The 20,151-nt window shown below is 45.4% G+C and carries 19 protein-coding genes; 16 read left to right on the forward strand and 3 right to left on the reverse strand.

The genetic code is table 11. The features are described 5' to 3' along the window. Positions 1-101: 101 nt before the first annotated feature. The 3 genes from DESACI_RS03685 (at position 102) to ilvD (ending at position 2,995) form a co-directional block, all read left to right on the forward strand. Positions 102-449: a YkgJ family cysteine cluster protein gene (locus DESACI_RS03685; protein ID WP_014825827.1), complete on the forward strand. Its 348-nt coding sequence runs from the start codon at positions 102-104 to the stop codon at positions 447-449. An 80-nt stretch (positions 450-529) separates the two neighbouring features. Further along, on the forward strand, positions 530-1,216 hold the full coding sequence (locus tag DESACI_RS03690) for a FadR/GntR family transcriptional regulator (protein ID WP_014825828.1): 687 nt from the start codon (positions 530-532) through the stop codon (positions 1,214-1,216). A gap of 117 nt (positions 1,217-1,333) precedes the next feature. Next, positions 1,334-2,995 carry a dihydroxy-acid dehydratase gene (gene ilvD / locus DESACI_RS03695; protein ID WP_014825829.1) on the forward strand — a complete coding sequence of 554 codons (1,662 nt, stop codon included), beginning with the start codon at positions 1,334-1,336 and terminating at the stop codon, positions 2,993-2,995. Between the two features lie 265 nt (positions 2,996-3,260). On the opposite strand, the gene DESACI_RS03700 is transcribed toward ilvD, so the two are convergent. From DESACI_RS03700 to DESACI_RS03710, 3 genes are read right to left on the reverse strand one after another with little or no spacing between them, the layout of a single operon-like run. After that, positions 3,261-4,004: an ABC transporter ATP-binding protein gene (locus DESACI_RS03700; RefSeq protein WP_014825830.1), complete on the reverse strand. Its 744-nt coding sequence runs from the start codon at positions 4,002-4,004 to the stop codon at positions 3,261-3,263. Continuing rightward, the gene (locus DESACI_RS03705; RefSeq protein WP_014825831.1) at positions 3,989-4,783 is read right to left on the reverse strand and encodes an ABC transporter permease; all 795 of its coding nucleotides are present in this window, start codon (positions 4,781-4,783) and stop codon (positions 3,989-3,991) included. The genes DESACI_RS03700 and DESACI_RS03705 overlap by 16 nt, the downstream gene beginning before the upstream one ends. Before the next feature lie 37 nt (positions 4,784-4,820). Continuing rightward, positions 4,821-5,843, reverse strand: a complete 1,023-nt coding sequence (locus DESACI_RS03710; RefSeq protein ID WP_014825832.1) for an ABC transporter substrate-binding protein — start codon at positions 5,841-5,843, stop codon at positions 4,821-4,823. A gap of 462 nt (positions 5,844-6,305) precedes the next feature. On the opposite strand from DESACI_RS03710, the gene DESACI_RS03715 reads away from it, so the two are divergent. The 13 genes from DESACI_RS03715 to tsaD all read left to right on the forward strand — a co-directional run bounded on the left by DESACI_RS03715 (position 6,306) and on the right by tsaD (position 19,928). After that, the gene (locus DESACI_RS03715; protein ID WP_014825833.1) at positions 6,306-6,917 is read left to right on the forward strand and encodes a TetR/AcrR family transcriptional regulator; all 612 of its coding nucleotides are present in this window, start codon (positions 6,306-6,308) and stop codon (positions 6,915-6,917) included. Between the two features lie 93 nt (positions 6,918-7,010). After that, positions 7,011-8,027 carry an HlyD family secretion protein gene (locus tag DESACI_RS03720; protein WP_014825834.1) on the forward strand — a complete coding sequence of 339 codons (1,017 nt, stop codon included), beginning with the start codon at positions 7,011-7,013 and terminating at the stop codon, positions 8,025-8,027. 14 nt (positions 8,028-8,041) lie between these two features. Next, the gene (locus tag DESACI_RS03725) at positions 8,042-8,815 is read left to right on the forward strand and encodes an ABC transporter ATP-binding protein (RefSeq protein WP_014825835.1); all 774 of its coding nucleotides are present in this window, start codon (positions 8,042-8,044) and stop codon (positions 8,813-8,815) included. Next, positions 8,815-9,957 (forward strand): ABC transporter permease, encoded by a 1,143-nt coding sequence (locus DESACI_RS03730; protein ID WP_014825836.1) that lies wholly within the window; start codon positions 8,815-8,817, stop codon positions 9,955-9,957. Before DESACI_RS03725 ends, DESACI_RS03730 begins: the two co-directional genes overlap by 1 nt. A gap of 526 nt (positions 9,958-10,483) precedes the next feature. After that, positions 10,484-11,182 (forward strand): peptidylprolyl isomerase, encoded by a 699-nt coding sequence (locus DESACI_RS03735; RefSeq protein WP_014825837.1) that lies wholly within the window; start codon positions 10,484-10,486, stop codon positions 11,180-11,182. Positions 11,183-11,636: 454 nt separating this feature from the next. Beyond that, positions 11,637-12,806 carry an aminotransferase class I/II-fold pyridoxal phosphate-dependent enzyme gene (locus DESACI_RS03740; protein ID WP_014825838.1) on the forward strand — a complete coding sequence of 390 codons (1,170 nt, stop codon included), beginning with the start codon at positions 11,637-11,639 and terminating at the stop codon, positions 12,804-12,806. 87 nt (positions 12,807-12,893) lie between these two features. Further along, positions 12,894-15,068 (forward strand): Tex family protein, encoded by a 2,175-nt coding sequence (locus DESACI_RS03745; protein WP_014825839.1) that lies wholly within the window; start codon positions 12,894-12,896, stop codon positions 15,066-15,068. An 80-nt stretch (positions 15,069-15,148) separates the two neighbouring features. Further along, positions 15,149-16,090 (forward strand): DMT family transporter, encoded by a 942-nt coding sequence (locus tag DESACI_RS03750; protein ID WP_014825840.1) that lies wholly within the window; start codon positions 15,149-15,151, stop codon positions 16,088-16,090. After that, positions 16,038-17,228 (forward strand): amidohydrolase, encoded by a 1,191-nt coding sequence (locus DESACI_RS03755; protein ID WP_014825841.1) that lies wholly within the window; start codon positions 16,038-16,040, stop codon positions 17,226-17,228. Before DESACI_RS03750 ends, DESACI_RS03755 begins: the two co-directional genes overlap by 53 nt. Then, the gene (gene tsaE / locus DESACI_RS03760; RefSeq protein WP_041276249.1) at positions 17,218-17,718 is read left to right on the forward strand and encodes a tRNA (adenosine(37)-N6)-threonylcarbamoyltransferase complex ATPase subunit type 1 TsaE; all 501 of its coding nucleotides are present in this window, start codon (positions 17,218-17,220) and stop codon (positions 17,716-17,718) included. The genes DESACI_RS03755 and tsaE overlap by 11 nt, the downstream gene beginning before the upstream one ends. Beyond that, on the forward strand, positions 17,715-18,440 hold the full coding sequence (tsaB, locus tag DESACI_RS03765; protein ID WP_014825843.1) for a tRNA (adenosine(37)-N6)-threonylcarbamoyltransferase complex dimerization subunit type 1 TsaB: 726 nt from the start codon (positions 17,715-17,717) through the stop codon (positions 18,438-18,440). Before tsaE ends, tsaB begins: the two co-directional genes overlap by 4 nt. Next, the gene (gene rimI / locus DESACI_RS03770) at positions 18,433-18,897 is read left to right on the forward strand and encodes a ribosomal protein S18-alanine N-acetyltransferase (protein WP_014825844.1); all 465 of its coding nucleotides are present in this window, start codon (positions 18,433-18,435) and stop codon (positions 18,895-18,897) included. Before tsaB ends, rimI begins: the two co-directional genes overlap by 8 nt. Then, positions 18,894-19,928, forward strand: coding sequence for a tRNA (adenosine(37)-N6)-threonylcarbamoyltransferase complex transferase subunit TsaD (gene tsaD / locus DESACI_RS03775; protein ID WP_014825845.1), 1,035 nt, complete (start codon positions 18,894-18,896; stop codon positions 19,926-19,928). The genes rimI and tsaD overlap by 4 nt, the downstream gene beginning before the upstream one ends. Positions 19,929-20,151 lie beyond the last annotated feature (223 nt).

The following is a 20,151-nucleotide window of genomic DNA, read 5'->3' on the forward strand; positions in this document are numbered from 1 at the left end:
CCTTTTCTTATGGTACCGGCCTTAGATTTTCATGGAAAATGATATTGATAACCTTAATAACAATAAAGTTTGATTTGAAATAGTTAGGTGGTTTTTTAGATATGAATAGCCTACCATGTCAAGAGTGCAGAGGATTGTGCTGCGGTCCGGTACCCATTACAAAACATGAGCTTGATTCCATAAGAAGAGTTCTTAAATTAATGCCGGAAAATAAACGATTTGAGTTGAAAAATCAACAGCGGTATTTTGGAACCTGCATTTTCTATGATCTCGATAAAGATATTTGCGGCATTCATAATGTAAGGCCGTCTATATGTCGTGCTTTTGGGCATTACAGCAATTTGGTTTGTTTTAGAAAACCGGAAGCGTCTACGGAGTTAAACTGGGTTGCCGCCGAAGACCCGATAGGTATATTGTCGGTAGATTTTACTTGGCAGCATTTCAATTAACGGTCTGATAGTGATAATTTCTATTTTTATAAAGATTTTGTCCCGTAATCGAAGGGATTTTTCTGGAAGGAGGCAGACATATGGTTAGAGAAGGCAGAAGCCTGGCAGAAAATGTTGCGGAAGATATACTGGCAATGATTACAATTGATAAAAAGTTTTCGGCAGGAGATAAACTTCCCAATGAAAATGAGCTTGCAGCGAGATTAGAAGTGAGCCGAACTACCTTGCGCGAGGCAATCCGCATCTTAATTGCTCATAATGTATTGGAAATATTTCGGGGAAAAGGGACGTATGTAAAGGATAACCGGGAATTAACCATGGCTTTTGGGCTAAAGGAGCTTTCCTCCTTTAAACCTGATGTTAAAGATCTATATGAAATGCGTCTTATATTTGAACCCCAATCAGCCTATTATGCTGCTAAGAGAGCGACAGATAAAGAGCTCGAAAGAATTTTGTATTATGGAAAGTTAGTGGAAGAACAGATCATCAATCAAGAAGATCGAACGGATGTGGAGCAGGCATTTCACCAGTCTATTGCCAAAGCGACTCATAATGAGTTTATGAATCAACTGATGCCGGTCCTTTATCAAGCGATCAATAAAGGGGTTCCCTTATCGGACAGCAATGAAGAAATGATCCGCAATACTTTAAATGATCACCGGATGATCATGGAGTTTTTATCAGCACGTGATGCGGAAGGGGCAAAGACTGCCATGAAACTGCATATCATTCATGCCATGAGAGGGTTTGGATTCCTGGAAGATTAGCAGTTTAGGCGTTGATAGTTTCTCAAGAAAATTAAAGAAGTATTATTTCGATGATAGACATAAGACATCACGCAATGTATAATGTTATCATACAAATTATCTTGAGAGGTGTTTAAAATGAATAGCGATGCTGTAACCACTACTGTACCCCATCGAGCCTTGTTTCATGCTTTGGGTTTAACAAATGAGGAAATGGAAAGGCCCTTAATTGGGATTGTCAGTTCTAAAAATGATATTGTTCCTGGGCATATGAATTTAGACAAAATAGTGGATGCAGTTAAGATCGGTGTCGCTATGGCAGGAGGAACTCCTCTTGTTTTTCCGGCAATTGCGGTATGTGACGGACTTGCCATGGGGCATCAAGGCATGAAGTATTCCCTCGTTACAAGAGAATTAATTGCCGATTCTACGGAAGCCATGACCCTGGCCCATGCCTTTGACGCTCTGGTTATGGTTCCCAACTGCGATAAGAATGTTCCCGGTTTGTTAATGGCTGCAGCACGGCTGAATATACCAACGATCTTTGTCAGCGGCGGACCGATGCTGGCTGGCATTGTAGATGGACAAAAAACGAGTTTTTCCAGCGTTTCGGAGGCTGTCAGCGAGTTCCAAGCCGGAAAAATTACGAAAGAAAAATTATCGGAATATGAAAATAAGGCTTGCCCTACGTGTGGTTCCTGTTCAGGTATGTATACTGCTAACAGCATGAACTGCTTAACGGAAGTTTTAGGAATGGGTCTTCGAGGTAACGGGACGATCCCGGCGGTTTATTCCGAAAGGATTCAACTTGCCAAATATGCGGGAATGCAGATTATGGAATTGCTGAAGAAAAATATTCGTCCGCGGGATATCATGACTGAAGATGCCTTTAGAAATGCATTAACCTTAGATATGGCTCTGGGCTGCAGCACAAATAGCATGCTGCATCTTCCGGCAATTGCCCACGAATGTGGTATTGAATTAAATGTGGATATCGCTAATGGAATCAGTGACAAAACACCGAATCTCTGTCATCTCGCACCTGCCGGCCATACCTACATTGAAGATCTGCACGAGGCTGGCGGCATTTATGCAGTAATGAATGAAGTCAACAAACTAGGTTTGCTCAAAACAGATTTAATGACCTGTACTGGGAAAACCGTTGGAGAAAATATTGCCGGTTGTCTCAATAAAAATACGAACGTCATTAGACCTGCTGAGAATCCCTACAGCCAAACAGGAGGAATCGCAGTCCTAAAAGGAAACCTGGCTCCTGATTCCTGCGTTGTAAAACGTTCTGCTGTGGCTCCGGATATGTTAAAACATGAAGGCCCTGCCAAAGTCTTTGATTGTGAAGAAGATGCTATGACGGCCATTACTACCGGCAAAATTGTGCCCGGCGATGTTGTCGTGATTCGCTATGAAGGTCCTAAGGGCGGTCCGGGAATGCGGGAAATGTTAAATCCTACCTCCGCCATTATGGGAAGCGGACTTGGGGAAAGCGTTGCCTTGATTACCGACGGTCGTTTCAGTGGCGCAACACGAGGTGCCGCAATCGGTCATGTTTCTCCTGAAGCCGCCGTTGGAGGCAACATTGCACTGATTGAGGATGGGGATATTATCCAGATCGATATAATGTCTAATAAAATTGATGTTAAGCTTAGTGATGATGAACTGGCAAAGCGCAGAGCAAAATGGGTGCCGAGAAAACCAAAAATAACGACAGGTTTCCTCGCTCGCTATGCCGGTATGGTTACCTCGGGAAACAGGGGTGCCGTTTTAGAACTTCCTAAGCAGTAAACTTGCTCGGCCAATGCTAAATCTAAAGCTGAATCTGAACCCGGGGGCTTCGATTGGGGGCTCTATCCCCGCCGAAGAAATTGAAGGAGTACCTCCAGTGTAAAGGGGTGCGGAGTTTAGATGGATAAAATAAAGCAACCAACTATGGCGTAAGCCTTTCGTTGGTTGCTTTATCTTTTGATCTGCTTTATCTAATGAATTGTTTATTATTTTTATATCTTTCGTGGTTCTTTTAGGCAGAGTGGCTAATGATTAATCCTTTTGCCTAGTCAACAAACAAGGATAATAATCGCTTTTTTACGGACTTAAGCTCCGGGTCCTCCGGAGAGCGGGGATAGGGAAGCGGAAGCGAAATAATGTCTACTATTCTTCCGGGATTTGAGTGCAGGATAATAATTCTCTGACCTAGGGTTAAAGCTTCATCCAGATCATGAGTAACGTGGATACAAGTTTTAAGGGTGTTTTGCCACAGATCAAGAAAATCCTTCTGAAGTTTTGAGCGAGTCAGAGCATCGAGGGCGGCAAAAGGCTCGTCTAACAATAAAATCTTGGGATCTACCGCTAGGGCGCGGGCAATAGCGGCTCTTTGAGCCATGCCGCCCGATAATTGGCCGGGCCAAGCCTTGGCATAATCCTTTAGGCCTACTATTTCCAGGAGGCCGGTAACGGTTTTGTGACGTGCTGCTTTAGAGACATGTCCTTTAAGACCGAAAGCAATATTATCCTCTAAGGTCAGCCAGGGAAAGAGGCGGGGTTCTTGAAATATCATTCCCCGATCCCGCCCGGGGCCGTTAAGAGCCTGACCACTAAGAAGAATTTGTCCCGAAGTTTGTTTTTCCAGACCGGCAATAGTCTTGAGGAGAGTGGTCTTTCCACAACCGCTTTTGCCGATAATGCAGACTAGTTCGCCCGCGGCAACCTCGAAGCTAATATTCTTTAAAACCTGAACGGGCTCACGACCTATTGGAAGATTTTTGCAAATGTCCTTGAGTTCTAGAAAGGCTGCCATTTGGGTACCTCATCTGCTTCAAATGTTTCTCGCCAGGGCAAGATCATTTTCTCGAGACGCCGAAAGAAAAAATCCAGGACCAGTCCCGTGAGTCCAATGACTAAGACTCCGGCAATCATTAGATCTGGCTGAGCCAGCTCTCGTCCCTCCTGAATAAGGTAACCAATTCCTTTGGAAGCCCCCAGAAGCTCAGCAGCTACCAGGGAACGCCAACAAAAGCTGAGACCAAGCCTCATCCCAATAAAGATGGAAGGCGCAGCAGAAGGAAGATAGACTCTGATAATAATCTGCCCTGGTGAAAGACCGAAGGTGGAAGCCGCTTCTTTCAGCTTAGGGTCCGTGTTAGAGATCCCGTGCATGGTATTTAAAAAGATGGGAAAAAAGCCGGAGTATGTAATAATGGTTATTTTAGAGGCTTCATCAATGCCCAGCCAAAGAATAAACATGGGTATCCAGGCAATTGCCGGTATCTGCTGTAAAAAGGTTAAGAAGGGAGATAAGTATCCCTGGGCTTTACGTGCCAGGCCTAATAAAAACCCTAAAGGCAGAGCAAGACAGATCGCCAGACCAAAACCGCAGCCAACGCGATATAAGCTGGCACTTAAATTTTTTAATAATTCCCCGTTATGGGCAAGGGAAAAAAGCCGGTCAATAATGCCTGAAGGAGGGGGAAGAAGGTAAGCGTTAACCAAGCCCAAGTAATTTAGTATTTCCCAAACAAGAATAAGGACAAGGGGTAGCAGCAAACCCCTATAGGTTCTCTTTAAGAATCTCGTCATAACTGGTTGACTCCTCTAGACTGTGGGCATAATGACTCTACTTAGCAGGAAGAAAGTTCGGATCAACTAAATCGTCCACAAGTTTGTTAAGATCTACGTTTGGTTTGATCATACCTTCACTTTGTAAAAAGGCTGCAGATTTTAACAAGTCGCTCTTAACTTGATCAAGACTCATGTCGAAGGAAAATTCAGGGTAAAGAGCCTTGACTGCTTGCAGTTTCATCTTATTTTGACTGGCAGCAAGAGTCAAGGCTTCGTCGAGATGGGTTTGGCTCCAATCAAGAGAAGCTTTGTGAACGGCTAAATAGCGTTTTACGATGTCCGGGTAAGCAGCTGCAAAATCACTGCGTACGGCAATAACAGATAAGCCTGGAATTAGCCCTTCGGCTGAGATCATTTTTTTAGCCTTGCCGGAAGCGACAGCTTTGGACAGGAGAGGTTCGGGGAGTATTGTTGCATCAACTTGACCTGCGGCCAGAGCAGCGGCTCCTGCAGTAGAATCCATATCAACGATTTCAAGATCTTGAGCTTTCAAATTTGCCTGATTAAGGGCCCGGATTAGCATTTCATGCAGCATGGTTCCTTTTTGCAGGGCAATTTTTTTCCCTTTGAGGTCTTGGATGGCTTGAATATTTTCCCGTGGGTTCACAACAAGGCTGATACCTTTGGGAAATCTGGAATAGGAGGAAATGATTTTAAGGTCATTCCCATTGGCTTTTGCCAAAATCACCGATACATAGTTTAAGCTGTTGGCGAAATCAAGGGATTTGGAGGCAAGAGCTTCAAGCTGGTTGCTTGGGTCTGATAGATCATGCCATTGGAATTTTATCCCGTCTTTGGCGAACTCTTTTTCAAAAAGTTTTTGATTCTTGGCGACAATGGAAGGAATATTAATAGGCCGGCTTACGTAAGACGCATTGATTGCCTGAGGTTTTTTTGCTGCAGTATTGTTTGTGGTCGGGGTTGCAGAGCAACCCGTCAGGATTGTTGAACTAACAAGAAAGAGGAAGCAGAGGAGACTTATTAATAATGTTTTATAGCGAAGCGTAAGTATCACCATCCTTAATCATTTTCTTCATCTTAAGTGGTTTGGCAGGCAAAACAATGCACTTATCAGCACTATATTTAATAATAGCGATTTATTTCACAATATGCTAGATATTTATAAATTATATTTTAGTTTCACACTTTTTAGGTCTACTTCTACTCTCATTTCTATTTCACTTCTATTTTGTACTCCACACTCATCACAGTCTCCCTGGAAGATATGCTTAAAAAATTAGGACTTAAAAATTGAAATCTGAATTAAGACCTAAATTAAGACTTAAATTAAGACTGGAGTGAACTATCTTTTGGTTGACATGTAGAGTAAACATGATAAGATATATTTAAAAATAAGTGAGTAATCACTCATTATTGATTAAGATAATTAATTTATCTTTGTGTTTTTAGCGCTCGTTGGTGGGAGACAATAATATAAAATTTCGTATAGTTGCGTTTAAATTTCTAAAGGAGAGTAACTATGAGTAAAAACCCAAACCTTCGCATTAAGAAAACTGTGGAAGAACGGCGCCAAGATATTCTGCAAGCGGCCCTTAAAGTATTTTCTGAAAATGGCTATAAAGGTTCTACTACTGCAGAGATTGCTCGCCAAGCCGGAGTTGCTGAAGGAACGATCTTCCGGCATTTTGCAACGAAGAAAGATTTGCTGACAGCCGTTTTGGAGCCGAAAATTATTGAAGGTCTGGTTGTCCTGGACAAGGAAAAAAGAGATAGCAGTCCTGAAGACTTTTTTCGCAGTTTTCTGAGGAATCGCTTAGAACTGATTCAAGAAAATGTCGGGTTATTCCGCTTGATGTTCGCAGAAGCCCAGTATCATTCCGAAGTGAGGGAAGCTTTGTTTCAAGGTATTCTGGGCCCAGGGATGAGGGTCATCAAACCATGGTTTGATAAAGGAATCGCTCAAGGTATATTCAAGCCCTTGCCCTTCATACCAACCATGCGAAGTTTTATGGGAATGGCTATGTTTTATGGGGTTTTCAATTATCTTTTCCCTGATATAGCGCCTGAGAAGACTCTTGAAGAGGCAGCCGACCACATTTCTGAGCTTTTTTTGCATGGATTAACACGTTAAACAAATTAAATAAATTAAAGAAGTTAAAGAACCCTGCGGATATTTATCAGCAAAAGAAAGGAAGACCTAAACTTGGAGTCAGGAGGAATAGCGATGAAGAAAAAAGTGTTGGCTGTTATTGTGGTTTTAGGGATAATTGCGGGTTCAGTATGGGGAAATTCATATTTTAATCATTCTAAAACTCAAGACGTTTATTCCGGTACCATTGAAGGAACAGAAATCCCGGTGCAGCCAGAGCTGGGGGGTAAGGTCATTGATCTGAAGGTAGAGGAAGGTCAGATGATCAAGGCCGGAGATGTGATAGCTAAGCTTGATGACAGCCAGGCAAAAATTTCTCTGCAGACTGCCCAGAGTCAACAAACTCAGGCCCAGGCCAAACTCGATGACTTGCTGGGGGGAACGCGGGCCGAAGAACTTCGCCGGCTTGAATCGGTATTGGCACAGGCCAATGACAATGTTGCAGCCTTAGCCCCCAGTCTTCAATTGGCCCAAAATAATCTGGCTAATGACCAACAACTATACAAAAGCGGAGCTCTAAGCAAACAGGCTTTGGATACCCAGCAAAACCAATATGATACCATCAAGGCTCAGTATGATGCGGCTCAAGCCAATGTAAATGCGGCTCAGGCCAGTTTGGATCAAGCCCAGGCCGGCTATACTCAGCCGACAATTCAGGCTCAAAAAGCGGCGGTAGATATTGCAGCTCAATCAGTCAAAGCGGCGGAACTAAATCTAAGCAAACTTACGATAACGAGTCCGGCCAATGGCCAAGTGCTCTATAAGGAAGTTGAGCAGGGGCAGGTCGTTAATCCAGGGACAACGCTGATTACCGTTCTCAATCCCAATGATTTATGGATTAAAATTTACGTCCCTGAGGCAAAACTTAACAAGGTGAAAATAGGCGGGACGGTAGGCATTGCGGTGGATTCGTACCCTAATAAAACGTTCAAAGGCCAAATTCAGTATATCAGTACTCAGGCTGAATTCACGCCCAAAGATGTCCAGACTAAGGAAGAACGGACAACCACCGTTTATGCAGTCAAAATCAGCATTACCCAAGGGAAAGACCAATTGAAGGCTGGGATGCCTGCAGATGTAACCTTGGATTAGAGGAGTGACTAACGATGAATCTAGCAATCGATTGCCAAGGTTTAAGTAAGCGATTTGGTGCCTATACGGCTGTTCAAGGTGTTACGTTTCAAATCCCTTATGGTGCCATTATGGGCTTTGTGGGACCTAATGGGGCTGGCAAGACGACCACTATTCGTATGGTATGCGGAGTTCTGGTTCCCACTGACGGGAAGGCGACAGTGCTGGGTTACGATGTCAAGAGTCAGCCTGAGGAAATTAAGCAGCGAATCGGTTATATGTCCCAGAAGTTTAGTCTCTACGATGATTTAACCGTCAAAGAAAATCTTGATTTTTATGCAGGAGTGTATAACTTGCGTGGAAAAGAGGCTGCTGCTCAGAAAGATCGGGTCATCGAGCGAATTGGTCTGCGTGAAAGAACCTCCCAGTTAGTTTCTTCTCTTTCCGGTGGTTGGAAGCAGCGAGTGGCTTTAGCCTGCGCTTTGCTGCATAATCCCCAATTGTTGGTTTTGGATGAACCAACTGCCGGGGTAGATCCTGTCTCCCGGCGGATTTTTTGGGATATTATACGTCAGTTGGCCCATGAAGGCATGACTATTTTGGTCAGCACCCACTATATGGATGAAGCAGCCTCCTGTGATTACCTGGGTTTTGTATTTTATGGACGTTTGATTGCTTTCGGTTCCCCGGAGGAAATGAAGGAGAGAGAAGGTAAAGATAGCTTAGATGACCTTTTTATTTATTATGTAGAACATGAAGCTTCGGAGGATCCTCGCAATATTGCGGCTAGAAAGGGAGGGGAGGGCTGATGCTAAGATTTTCCCGGACCCGTTTTCTAGCAGTATTAAAAAAGGAATTCATCCACATCCTGCGGGATCGAGCCAGTTTAATTATGGCTATTGCCATGCCTCTCGGTATGCTTCTCTTGTTTGGTTATGCTGTAAATACTGACGTTGAGCACCTTCCGACGGTTGTTTGGGATCAGTCCCAGACTCAAGACAGCAGAGATTTTGTAGCGTCGGTACGGAATACTCAATACATGGATCCTGATTATTATGCTTCCGGATATGGGCAGATTGAAAATTATTTAGACAGCGGCAAAGCTCGTGCCGCCGTGATTATCCCTCCGGATTTTGGAAGACATTTACAGGGGCAACGGCAGGCCTCGGTTCAGGTCCTTGTTGATGGTTCTGATCCAACGATTGCCCGGGCAGTTACGTCGGCAGTGCAAATGCTGGGATTGAATAAATCTCTGGAATTACAAAGCAAACGGCTGGTCGCCATGGGGAACTCGGGAGGGACGGCATTGCCCCTGGATGTTGAGACAAGAGTCTGGTACAACCCGGATATGAAATCAAGGAATTTTAATATACCGGCCTTAATTGGTCTGATCCTGCAAAACGTGATTGCTATGTTAACCTCCTTCTCCATTGTGCGGGAGAAAGAGCGTGGTACTATGGAACAGTTGGTGGTAACCCCTATACGCTCTCTGGAACTGCTTTTAGGCAAACTCTTGCCTTTTGTTTTGATCGGGTTTATTTCGCTGACCTTGATTTTGGCAACAGGTATCTATTGGTTCGGAGTTGTCCCTGTGGGAAGCATTCCTTTGCTTGTTCTGTTATCGACAATCTTCTTGTTTACGATTCTGGCTATTGGACTGCTCATTTCCAGTATTTCTAAAACACAGCTCCAAGCCATGCAGATGACCTTTATCTTAATCTTGCCCTCTATTCTTTTATCCGGTTTTGTCTTTCCGAGAGAGACTATGCCCAAGCTGCTGCAGTTAATGGGCGGTTTGCTTCCCTTAACGTATTTTTTAGAGATTGTCAGGGGTATTTTTCTCAAAGGGGTGGGTTTACAGTTTCTTTGGCAAGATACTCTGACCCTCTGCTTATTCGCCGTGATTTTGCTGGCAGTTGCTTCGAAGAAATTCAAGAAGAATTTAGACTAATGGTTTCCGAGGCTAGCCCACTCGGTTGCGCGGGAGCTACGTCGAACTTCAGGGCAGTACCTGATGTGAACCGCTGGCCATGACGATAAGCGGACGAGCTTATCGCCACACTGCAACTGATTACGCAGACTCCTGCAGTGTGGATTGGCCGAGTGTCCCCGAAGCCACGGACGGCGAAAGGGGACCACGGCTCCGCTGCTTCACGCAACCTTTGTAGGCATTACCGCCTCTCCATGAAATGGGTTCACTCTTGTGGGCGAAGCTACCTTCCTTTGAGGTCTTTAGTGCTCGGTGCGTTTTTTGGGGTGGAAAATATAATCTCCGATTAAATGCTCAAGATGAGTTAATACGTGCGATGACAGTGTCTTCGTTCTCTACATAAATGTAACTTCGCAGATGTATATATTAGAAGTCTAATTTGGTATTTTCGTGAGGATATGCTAGGATTATGTAAGAGTTGCCTCACTGGCATGAATAGCTTATGCGGGCAAAAGAAAGGCTAATAATTTTTGGAGGACGATTTCGCATGAAAAAGGTTCAAAGACTAAGCTTACTTCTCAGTGTACTTATGGTGATTTTTGTGATTCTTGGCTGTGGAACACAGACGAACAATTCGGCCCCCAAGGGATCGGCAAATAACAGTCAAACTACCCCAAACTCTGCGTCTTCTCCTGCACCTACGCCGCCAACAACGGATAAAAACAATCCTTTGGTGACCATTACAATGGCAGACGGAGGGATTATTAAAGCTGAACTCTATCCGAACATTGCGCCCAACACGGTAAAGAACTTTATTTCCCTGGTGAAAAAGGGTTTTTATAATGGTTTAACCTTTCATAGAGTTATCCCAGGGTTCATGATTCAAGGAGGAGATCCCAGCGGTAATGGAACCGGCGGTCCGGGGTATAGTATTAAAGGAGAATTTACAAACAACGGTTTTAAAAATGATTTAAAGCATACCCGGGGAGTTCTTTCCATGGCAAGGACTCAAGATCCAAATTCCGCGGGTTCACAATTCTTTATTATGGTAGCAGCGGCCCCAAGTTTGGATGGTGATTATGCAGCCTTCGGCAAAGTAACCAGCGGGATGGATGAAGTCGATAAAATCGTAAATACCCCGCAAGACCAGACGATTAATAAGCCTTTGACTGCTCAAGTGATGAAGAGCGTGACGGTAGATACTTTCGGCGTAAACTACGGTGAGCCTGAAGTTATTAAGAAATAACGTGATTGCTTTGATTCGGTTTTTGAGACCCCCACACATCTATAAGCGGGGGTGGGTCCTTCGTAAACTTCAGGTGGGGTAGAGTCCACATCTGAAGCCCCGTTATTCAGCAATTGCTGAACGGTTTATTCCCCAAAAACCTCCTCACAAGGGTGTAAGGACACGGGCTGTGGAAAGACTTACTAATTAGACTCCTAAATGCCCCCGCTGTTTTTCGGCTGGGGCATTTTCTTATAGAAGGTGGGTGTCTTCTCGCCGCAAAAAGATAAACATGGTACAATAGCAAGAGGTTGGGAATTTTAAGAGTTGCCCACGAGAGTGAACTCATTTCATGGAGAGGCGGTAAAGCCCACAATGGTTGCGTGAGGCACCGGCATGGGGGTTTGCTCTTTTATAATTAGAAAATAAGTTACCTTCATTTGAAGTAAACGAAGTGAGAGAATGGAGTGATGATATGCCCGCAAAACGATTATCTGGGCTGGGGGCCTCAGTTTTTACAGAAATGGACAATTTAAAAAAGACGCTGGAACAAGAGGGCAAATCATTAATCAACCTGAGTATTGGAAGTCCTGATCGGGCTCCGGCTGAAGAACTTCGCCAGATTCTCAGCCGTGCAGTTTTGGAGGATACGCAATATGGCTATACTCTGACCCGCGGGACGGGGGAATTTCGCAAGGCCTGTGCTCAGTGGTATCGGGAACGTTTTGATGTTTACTTAGATCCGGATTCTGAAGTTCTGCCTTTAATGGGTTCTCAGGATGGTTTGGCACATATCTTTTTGACCTATATTGACCCGGGTGATTTGGCTTTAATTCCCGACCCTGGTTATCCTATATACACAGCGGGCCTATTACTGGCAGGTGGAGAGAAGGCAGCAATTCCGCTGCTGGAGAAGAATGGTTTCTTGCCAAACCTTCAAGAAATTAATCCGGACTTGGCCCAAAGAGCCAAACTTATGTTCCTTAACTACCCGAATAATCCAACGGCTGCCGTGGCCTCCTTGTCTTTCTTCGAAGAGGTTGTGGAATTTGCCAAAACCTATAATCTTCTTATTTGCCACGATGCCGCTTATTCTGAATTGGCTTTTGATGGGTTCAGGCCCGTAAGCTTTTTGCAAGCTCGCGGTGCTAAAGAAGTGGGTATTGAATTTCATTCTCTTTCTAAGACCTATAATTTGGCGGGAGTGCGTTTGGGTTTTGCAGTGGGAAATTCTGAAGCTATTGGAGCCCTTGCACAACTTAAATCCAATATTGACTATGGAGTGTTTGGCCCAGTCCTGACGATGGGTGCTGCTGCGCTCAGTTTACCCGAGAGTTCCATTGAAGAAAACCGGCGGGCTTATCAGAGACGAAGAGATATTTTGGTAGAGGGGTGTGCTCGTGCAGGCTGGAAAATGCCTCTGCCTCAGGGTTCTATGTTTATTTGGGCTCAGGTTCCGACGAAGCAGGATTCAGTAACCTTTGCCAGGGAGTTAGCACGGGAAGCGGGTGTCATTGTTGTTCCGGGAAGGGCTTTCGGAGATCATGGCGAAGGTTATGTACGGCTGGCTATGGTTCAAGAAGACGGCATTTTAGAAGAAGCTGTCCGGCGTATCCAAGAGTTTTTGAAGAACAGACTGGGTTGAATTTCCATGAGATGGATAAAATAGTGGTATAATAAAAAACATTAAAGTCAATTAAGTTTGGCCTTATATTATTGGGGAGGAACTGTCTTGGATTTCAATCAAGTTATTGCTAAAGAACTTGGGTTAAAGCAAACTCAAGTACAAGAAGCAGTCAACTTATTAGATGGGGGAAATACGATCCCCTTTATTGCTCGTTACCGTAAGGAAGTCACTGGGGAGCTTGATGAAAATGTCCTGCGTAATATTGTAGATCGGTTAGACTATTTGCGCCGTTTGGAACAGAGAAAGGTGGAGGTTTTGCGCCTCATCGATGAACAGGGAAAACTCACCGAGGAACTGTCTGCGCAAATTACTGCTGCGTCGGTACTTCAGGATGTGGAAGACCTATATCGGCCGTATAAACAAAAACGCCGAACAAGGGCCACTGTTGCTAAGGAGAAAGGTTTGGAACCTTTGGCTTTATGGCTGCTCCTTCAAAATCTTGGGCTGCATGTTGACCCTCAAGGGGAGGCAGGGAAGTTTCTGAACCCCGAGTTAGAGGTTATGACAGTGGAAGATGCCTTGAATGGTGCCATGGATATCATCGCCGAAATTATCGCCGATGATGCTGCTTTGCGCAAACGAATACGCGAGGAAACATGGCGAATTGCCGATGTGGCGGCTGCAGCCACGACTAAGAAGGGTAATGAACGCTCTTCCTACGAAATGTATTATGACTTCTGCGAGCCGGTGCGTAAGATTCCGCCCCATCGAATTCTAGCCTTGAATCGTGGAGAGATAGAAGAGTTTTTGAACGTTAAAATTGATGTCCCTATAGAACCGATCCAACGACTTATCGATGTTCGTTATGTTAAGACGGGACCTTGTGCCGAATATGTTCAAAGGGCTGCCCTTGATTCCTATAAACGTTTACTTCAACCTTCTATTGAAAGAGAGATACGTGCCGAGCTTTCGGCTCAAGCGGAGGAACAGGCAATTAAAGTATTCGCAGCTAACCTTCGGCAGCTCCTGCTTCAGCCACCCGTGAGAGGGAAGATAGTTTTAGGACTCGACCCGGGGTTCAGGACTGGGTGTAAGTGGGCTGTGGTGGATGAGACAGGGAAACTTCTCAAGGTAGGAGTAATCTATCCTCATTCAGGCAAAAACCAGAGGGAAGAATCAAAAGTAACCTTAAAAAAGGCGATGGCAGAATTTGCTGTAGATATTATTGCCATAGGCAATGGAACTGCTTCAAGGGAAACAGAAGAAGTTGTGGCGGAAATGATTCAGGAAGAGGGGTTAGCCTCCGAATTTATTTTGGTCAGTGAAGCAGGAGCTTCTGTCTATTCTGCTTCTAAATTAGCCGGCGAAGAATTCCCTGAGTTTGACCTTTCTCTGCGGAGTGCTGTCTCCATTGCCAGACGGCTTCAAGATCCTTTGGCTGAGCTGGTTAAGATTGAACCAAAAGCAGTTGGCGTGGGTCAATATCAACATGATGTTCAGCCTAAACGGTTGGAGGAATCCCTCCATGGGGTCGTGGAAACCTGTGTGAACGCGGTGGGCGTTGATCTCAATACCGCATCAGCTTCCTTGCTCCAATACGTAGCCGGCCTAAAACCAGCTGTGGCTAAAAACATTGTTGCCTGGCGGGAGGAACACGGGAAATTTAAATCCCGGGATCAACTAAAAAAAATACCACGTCTTGGCGCCCAAACTTATGTTCAATGTGCCGGGTTTATCCGTCTGCCGGATGGAGACAATCCGCTGGAAAATACTCCGGTTCATCCCGAATCCTATCAATTGGCGGAAAGTATTTTAAGAAAGATTGGCCACACACCCCAAGACTTGAAAGATCTGCTTATTGACGTTCGGCAAAAGCTCGCTAAGCTAGATCTCAGTGAGTTGGCCGAAGAATTTGGTGCCGGGGTACCGACGGTGCGCGATATTTTAGATGCCCTGCAGAGGCCGGGGCGGGACCCGCGGGAGGACTTGCCGCGTCCCTTGCTGAGGCGGGATGTCACTCATTTAGAGGATCTTAAGGAAGGTATGATTTTAGAAGGAACCGTCCGCAATGTTGTAGACTTTGGAGCCTTTGTTGATATAGGGGTTAAGCACGATGGGCTTGTCCATATTTCTCAGTTAAGTGATAAGTATATTAAGCATCCGATGGAAGTGGTAGCGGTTGGAGATATCGTAAAAGTTCGTGTTCTGGGTATTGATAAGGGGAGAGAGCGGGTAAGCCTTTCTATGAGAGACCTACTGCCTAATGCGTCTCTGGCCTGAATATCTGGGTTGAATCCGGATAAATCAGGAAAACTATAGATGCCTTTGGGCAGCTTCGTGAGAAATGAGGGTCAGCTAACGTGCGGAAGGTTCAAATTCAATATTGGCAGGGAGTGGGTGCTGTCCTGACGGCGGGGACAGGTTATGCCTGCATGTCTATCTTGCTGAAAGACGCCTATCAGCTTGGACTTGGACCGATTCAAGTGATTGCTCTGCAGTCATGGGTAGCATCCCTTATCCTTTTTTGTTATGTTGTCTTCTTTAAACGGGAAGTTTTTAAGATTTCAGGTCGGATGTTTTACTGGCTTGCTTTGCAAGGTGTTGTTGGAGCTATGGGAACAAGCCTGTTGTATGCCTATGCTCTTATGTTTCTGCAAGTTTCCGTGGCCATACTTCTGCTTTATCTCTATCCGGCAGTAGTTTTGGCTGCAGGTGCCTTTATTTGGCATAAGAAGATTGGGAAGAAGGAAATGACTGCCTTCTTCTTGACCATGGGCGGCACGACACTGGCAAGCGGCGTTTTCTCGGGTCTAAGTACAATGGATTGGGCCGGTATCTTGTTAGGCTTGGCCGCTGCCGTGGCTTATGCCGTTTTCAATCTCGTGGGAGACGTTGTTTTGGCAGAAGTAGCACCTCTGACAGCGATGTGTTATAGCCAATGGGTATGTGCCGTTTCTTTGTTCGTGGTCTCAAAAGGAGAGGTTACGGGTATCCCTTGGCAGAATATAAAGACTTGGGAAGTCGGTCTTCTGCTGGCGACTGTCGCTTCAATTATTCCCTTCTATATGATTTTAGTGGGGATCAAGCGACTTGGCTCTGATTATGCAGCCATTTTGAGCACGTTTGAATTGCCTATGACGTTTGTTTTAGCTGCAATTTTTTTAAGAGAATTTCCTACTCCGGTTCAATGGATTGGCGGGGGATTTGTTTTGATTGGGATATTATTATTAAATTGGAGGAGCAAAAAGGATGAGGAAACTTCTAATAAAGAACGGTCGAATTTATACGATGGCAGGGCCTGATTTCTCAGGTGATATTTTAATTGAGGGCTCAAAAATCGCAGCGCTGGGAGAAGTGCTGGATGTTCCTGAGGATGCGGAGGTTATTGATGCTTCCGGTTGTCTCGTTTTGCCCGGCATGATTGATGCTCATTGCCATGTAGGCATTGGAGAGGAGATCTATCGCTGGGAAGGTGAGGACTTTAATGAAATGACAGACCCAGTGACTCCGGATATGCGGGCTATCGATGGAATTAATCCTGAAGATGAGGGATTTCGCGATGCTCGATTAGGCGGGGTCACAGCTGTATTTACCGGCCCCGGCAGCGGGAATGTTATCGGCGGAACGGGAGTTGTCATGAAGACAGCAGGAAAAATTGTAGATAAAATGGTTGTCCGTGATCCCGCCGGGTTAAAAATTGCCTTTGGCGAGAATCCTAAAATGGTTTACGGCGAGCAGAAGAAAATGCCCATGACCCGTATGGGAACAGCAGCACTCCTGCGTCAAGCCTTAGTGGATGCCCAGGTGTATAGGGATAAACTAGAGGATGGGAAAAAGGATCCGGATAAATTGCCTGAGAGAGATTTGGGTTTAGAAACTCTCCTCAAGGTCATCCGGAAAGAAATCCCCTTGCGTGCCCATGCCCATCGGGCAGATGATATTATGACCGCCATTCGTATTGCCCGTGAGTTCGATGTTGATTTAGTCATTGAACATTGCACTGAAGGTCACAAAATTGCCGAAGAACTTGCCGAATTGGGGTACCCGGCTGTAGTCGGACCACTTTTGACGAATCGCTCAAAAGTTGAGTTGAAGGATAAATCCTTTAAAACGCCGGGGGTTCTGGCCAAAGCCGGAGTAAAAGTCGCAATTATGACGGATCACTCGGTAACCCCCATCGAACAGCTTCCCCTCTGCGCAGCCTTTGCCCATAAGGCCGGGATGGACAAAGAGGATGCTCTTCGAGCTATTACTATAAATGCAGCGGAAATTCTCGGTGTCTCAGACCGCATCGGTTCTTTGGAAGTTGGGAAGGACGCCGATTTAGTTGTTTGGAGTGAGCATCCCTTTCAATTGGCAGCTCGTCCTCTCTATGTCATTATTGATGGGAAACTTGTCTGCCCGGAAGCGAAGAGAGCTGAAGCCAATGATGGATTGTAAAGTAACGAGTGAGACTGTTGAACAAACTCGAAATTGGGGAAAATGCTTAGGAGAGCGCTTGCTGCCTGGTGATGTCCTTGCCTTAATTGGAGATTTGGGAGCAGGAAAAACGGCCTTGGCCCAAGGAATTGGTGAAGGGTTAGGAGTCACTGGACCCATGACCAGTCCTACGTTCACCTTAATTCATGAATACGAAGGGCAGTGTCAAGGAAAAAAGATTCGGTTAGTGCATATGGATCTCTACCGTCTTCAGCACCCACAAGAAGCGGAAGTTATCGGTGTTGAGGAGTCATTCACAGAGGATGCCATTTGTCTGATTGAATGGCCGGAAATTGCTGAGGATTATTTGCCCGAAAATCGTCTGGACATTAAGATCTTGGGGAGCGGCGAGCAACCCAGGGAGATTATCTTTCACAGTGCTGAAAATGATTGGGAACAGCGGATTATGGATTTGATTTACTCTAGGGAGAAGCTCGGAGGGTCCCAATGAAATATTTGACCATTGATACAACCACGAAAGTAAGTTCTATTGCCTTAGCCGAAGATGGGAAGCTTATTGCCGAGGGTTTTCTGCACACCACGAAGACCCATTCGGAGAGAATAATACCCATGCTGGATCAACTCTTTACAGCTGCTGACTGGAAACTTTCTGAATTGGAACTCATAGGGGTTGTAAGAGGTCCGGGTTCATTTACCGGTATTAGAATTGGTATCGCCACGGCTCAAGGTTTAGCACAAGTCTTGAATTTACCGCTGATAGGGATACTGTCCCTTGATGCTCTCGCCTGGGCCGGCTGGGGCAGAGAGGAAGACATTGTGCCTATTTTGGATGCCCGAAAGAATGAGTGGTATACGGCTCGGTATTGCTGGACCAAGGAGAAGGAAGAGGCGGAGTGTTTAACCTCTCCCCAAGCCCTGACAACCGGAGAATGGTTGGAGCAATTAAAAGATCTAAATCGACCGATTTGTTTTGTGGGAGATGCTGCCGGAAAGGCAAAACAACAAATAGAGGCCGTATTGGGCGAAAGAGCAAGGGTCATGCCGGATTATATAAGCTTGCCGAGAGGTGCCTATGCCGCTCGGGAAGTGTGGAGACGCTGGCAAGAAGTTGGAGCAGGCGAAAAAGTAGAGCCCTACTATATTCGCTTTTCGGAGGCAGAAGTCAACTGGGCCAAAAAAGAGCGGGCACGCAAAGGAGAGACGCATGAATAAAGGATTAGTGCGTCCGATGCTCTTGGAGGATCTGGAAGCCATTATGGAAATTGAACATGCCTCCTTTACAACGCCTTGGTCCTTGCAGGCTTTTGCAGCGGAACTTAAAGACAACGAATATGCCCAGTATCGTTGTTTGGAGTTGAATGGGCGAGTGATAGGGTATATGGGTCTATGGTTTATTCTTGATGAGGGACATATTACCAACATTGCTATTTCCCCTGACTATCGCGGCCAGCGATGGGGAGAATTTTTAATGCGCTCTATTATGAAAGAGATGGCGGAGCTAGGCATGGAACGGATGACGCTGGAAGTACGCGTCTCTAATTACCCGGCCCAAGAATTATATAAGCGGATGGGTTTCGCCGCAGCAGGGGTCCGCAAAGGATATTATGCCGATACCGGCGAAGATGCCCTGATCATGTGGGCGGAATTGGGAAGGGAGGAAGACATATGACGGTGAGCCAGAAGAAGCAGGTTACTATTTTAGGCATTGAAACGAGCTGTGATGAAACCTCTGCCGCTGTTTTAGTTGATGGAGTCGATCTGCGCAGCCATATTATTTCTTCCCAAATTAAGACACATCAGAAGTATGGAGGTGTGGTGCCGGAAATCGCCTCCCGGGAACATAGCCTTCACATCCAACCGGTTGTAGAGCAGACTTTAGCTGAGGCCGGCGTTGGTTTTACAGATCTTACGGCAATTGCCGTAACCTATGGCCCCGGACTCGTTGGTTCTCTTTTAGTAGGGGTTTCCGGTGCCAAGGCTATGGCTTATGCCGCCGGAATACCCTTGCTGGGGATAAACCACTTAGAAGGGCATATCTACGCAAACTTTCTTGAACACCACGACATCAAATTTCCTCTGGCAGCCCTTTTAGTATCAGGAGGGCATACCCATCTAATTTTATTTGAAGATCATGGCAAGTACCGTGTCTTAGGGTATACTCGGGACGATGCTGCAGGTGAGGCCCTGGATAAAGTGGCCCGAGCTTTAGGTTTAGGCTATCCGGGAGGGCCGCAGATCCAGAATACTTCTCGGGGCGGCAATGAACAAGCTTTTAAGTTTCCGCGAGCAATGTTGGAACCCGGAAGTTTAGATTTTAGTTTTAGCGGAATGAAATCAGCCGTTTTAAATACCTTGAATTCTGCCCGGATGAAGGGGGAAACTTTGAATGTCCCTGATTTGGCTGCATCGTTTCAGCAAGCGGTGGTAGATGTTTTAGTTCACAAGGCCTTAACAGCTCTTGAACAGACAGGAGTAAAAACGCTGCTCTTAGCAGGCGGCGTGGCAGCCAATCGATTATTAAGGGAAACACTTGACTATGAATTATCGCAACGGAAGGTGCGGCTGGTATATCCCTCGCCAATTTTATGCACCGACAATGGAGCAATGATTGCTACGGCGGGTTATTACCACTTTTTAGAGGGAGATTTTGCTCCTTGGACGCTGAATGCAGTTCCGGGATTAAATTTAAAGTCAATATAGTCATTATTGTGGTTTAAATGAAAATGAATTCGACGAAACAAAGCGAGGAAGTTAGGTTTTCTCGCTTTGTTTCGTATTCTTTTAAAAATTAACTTTTTTGAGTAACGACTCGTTGTGGATAAGGATAATTTGTGGATAATGTGTATAAGTCTGTAGATAACTATAGACAGCGGTTTCAGGGATTTGTGGTTAGCGTGGACAATTCGGATAAAGTTACCCACAG

The organism is Desulfosporosinus acidiphilus SJ4, assembly GCF_000255115.2.
Taxonomy (GTDB): domain Bacteria; phylum Bacillota; class Desulfitobacteriia; order Desulfitobacteriales; family Desulfitobacteriaceae; genus Desulfosporosinus; species Desulfosporosinus acidiphilus.

Bases quoted from the DNA above. Each gene is read 5' to 3' on its own strand.
- DESACI_RS03685 (WP_014825827.1), top strand. From the start codon at position 102: ATGAATAGCCTACCATGTCAAGAGTGCAGAGGATTGTGCTGCGGTCCG.
- tsaD (WP_014825845.1), top strand. From the start codon at position 18,894: ATGACGGTGAGCCAGAAGAAGCAGGTTACTATTTTAGGCATTGAAACG.
- DESACI_RS03740 (WP_014825838.1), top strand. From the start codon at position 11,637: ATGCCCGCAAAACGATTATCTGGGCTGGGGGCCTCAGTTTTTACAGAA.
- ilvD (WP_014825829.1), top strand. From the start codon at position 1,334: ATGAATAGCGATGCTGTAACCACTACTGTACCCCATCGAGCCTTGTTT.
- DESACI_RS03705 (WP_014825831.1), bottom strand. From the start codon at position 4,783: ATGACGAGATTCTTAAAGAGAACCTATAGGGGTTTGCTGCTACCCCTT.
- DESACI_RS03735 (WP_014825837.1), top strand. From the start codon at position 10,484: ATGAAAAAGGTTCAAAGACTAAGCTTACTTCTCAGTGTACTTATGGTG.
- DESACI_RS03700 (WP_014825830.1), bottom strand. From the start codon at position 4,004: ATGGCAGCCTTTCTAGAACTCAAGGACATTTGCAAAAATCTTCCAATA.
- DESACI_RS03720 (WP_014825834.1), top strand. From the start codon at position 7,011: ATGAAGAAAAAAGTGTTGGCTGTTATTGTGGTTTTAGGGATAATTGCG.
- rimI (WP_014825844.1), top strand. From the start codon at position 18,433: ATGAATAAAGGATTAGTGCGTCCGATGCTCTTGGAGGATCTGGAAGCC.
- DESACI_RS03690 (WP_014825828.1), top strand. From the start codon at position 530: ATGGTTAGAGAAGGCAGAAGCCTGGCAGAAAATGTTGCGGAAGATATA.
- DESACI_RS03730 (WP_014825836.1), top strand. From the start codon at position 8,815: ATGCTAAGATTTTCCCGGACCCGTTTTCTAGCAGTATTAAAAAAGGAA.
- tsaB (WP_014825843.1), top strand. From the start codon at position 17,715: ATGAAATATTTGACCATTGATACAACCACGAAAGTAAGTTCTATTGCC.
- DESACI_RS03725 (WP_014825835.1), top strand. From the start codon at position 8,042: ATGAATCTAGCAATCGATTGCCAAGGTTTAAGTAAGCGATTTGGTGCC.
- DESACI_RS03710 (WP_014825832.1), bottom strand. From the start codon at position 5,843: ATGGTGATACTTACGCTTCGCTATAAAACATTATTAATAAGTCTCCTC.
- DESACI_RS03715 (WP_014825833.1), top strand. From the start codon at position 6,306: ATGAGTAAAAACCCAAACCTTCGCATTAAGAAAACTGTGGAAGAACGG.
- tsaE (WP_041276249.1), top strand. From the start codon at position 17,218: ATGGATTGTAAAGTAACGAGTGAGACTGTTGAACAAACTCGAAATTGG.
- DESACI_RS03755 (WP_014825841.1), top strand. From the start codon at position 16,038: ATGAGGAAACTTCTAATAAAGAACGGTCGAATTTATACGATGGCAGGG.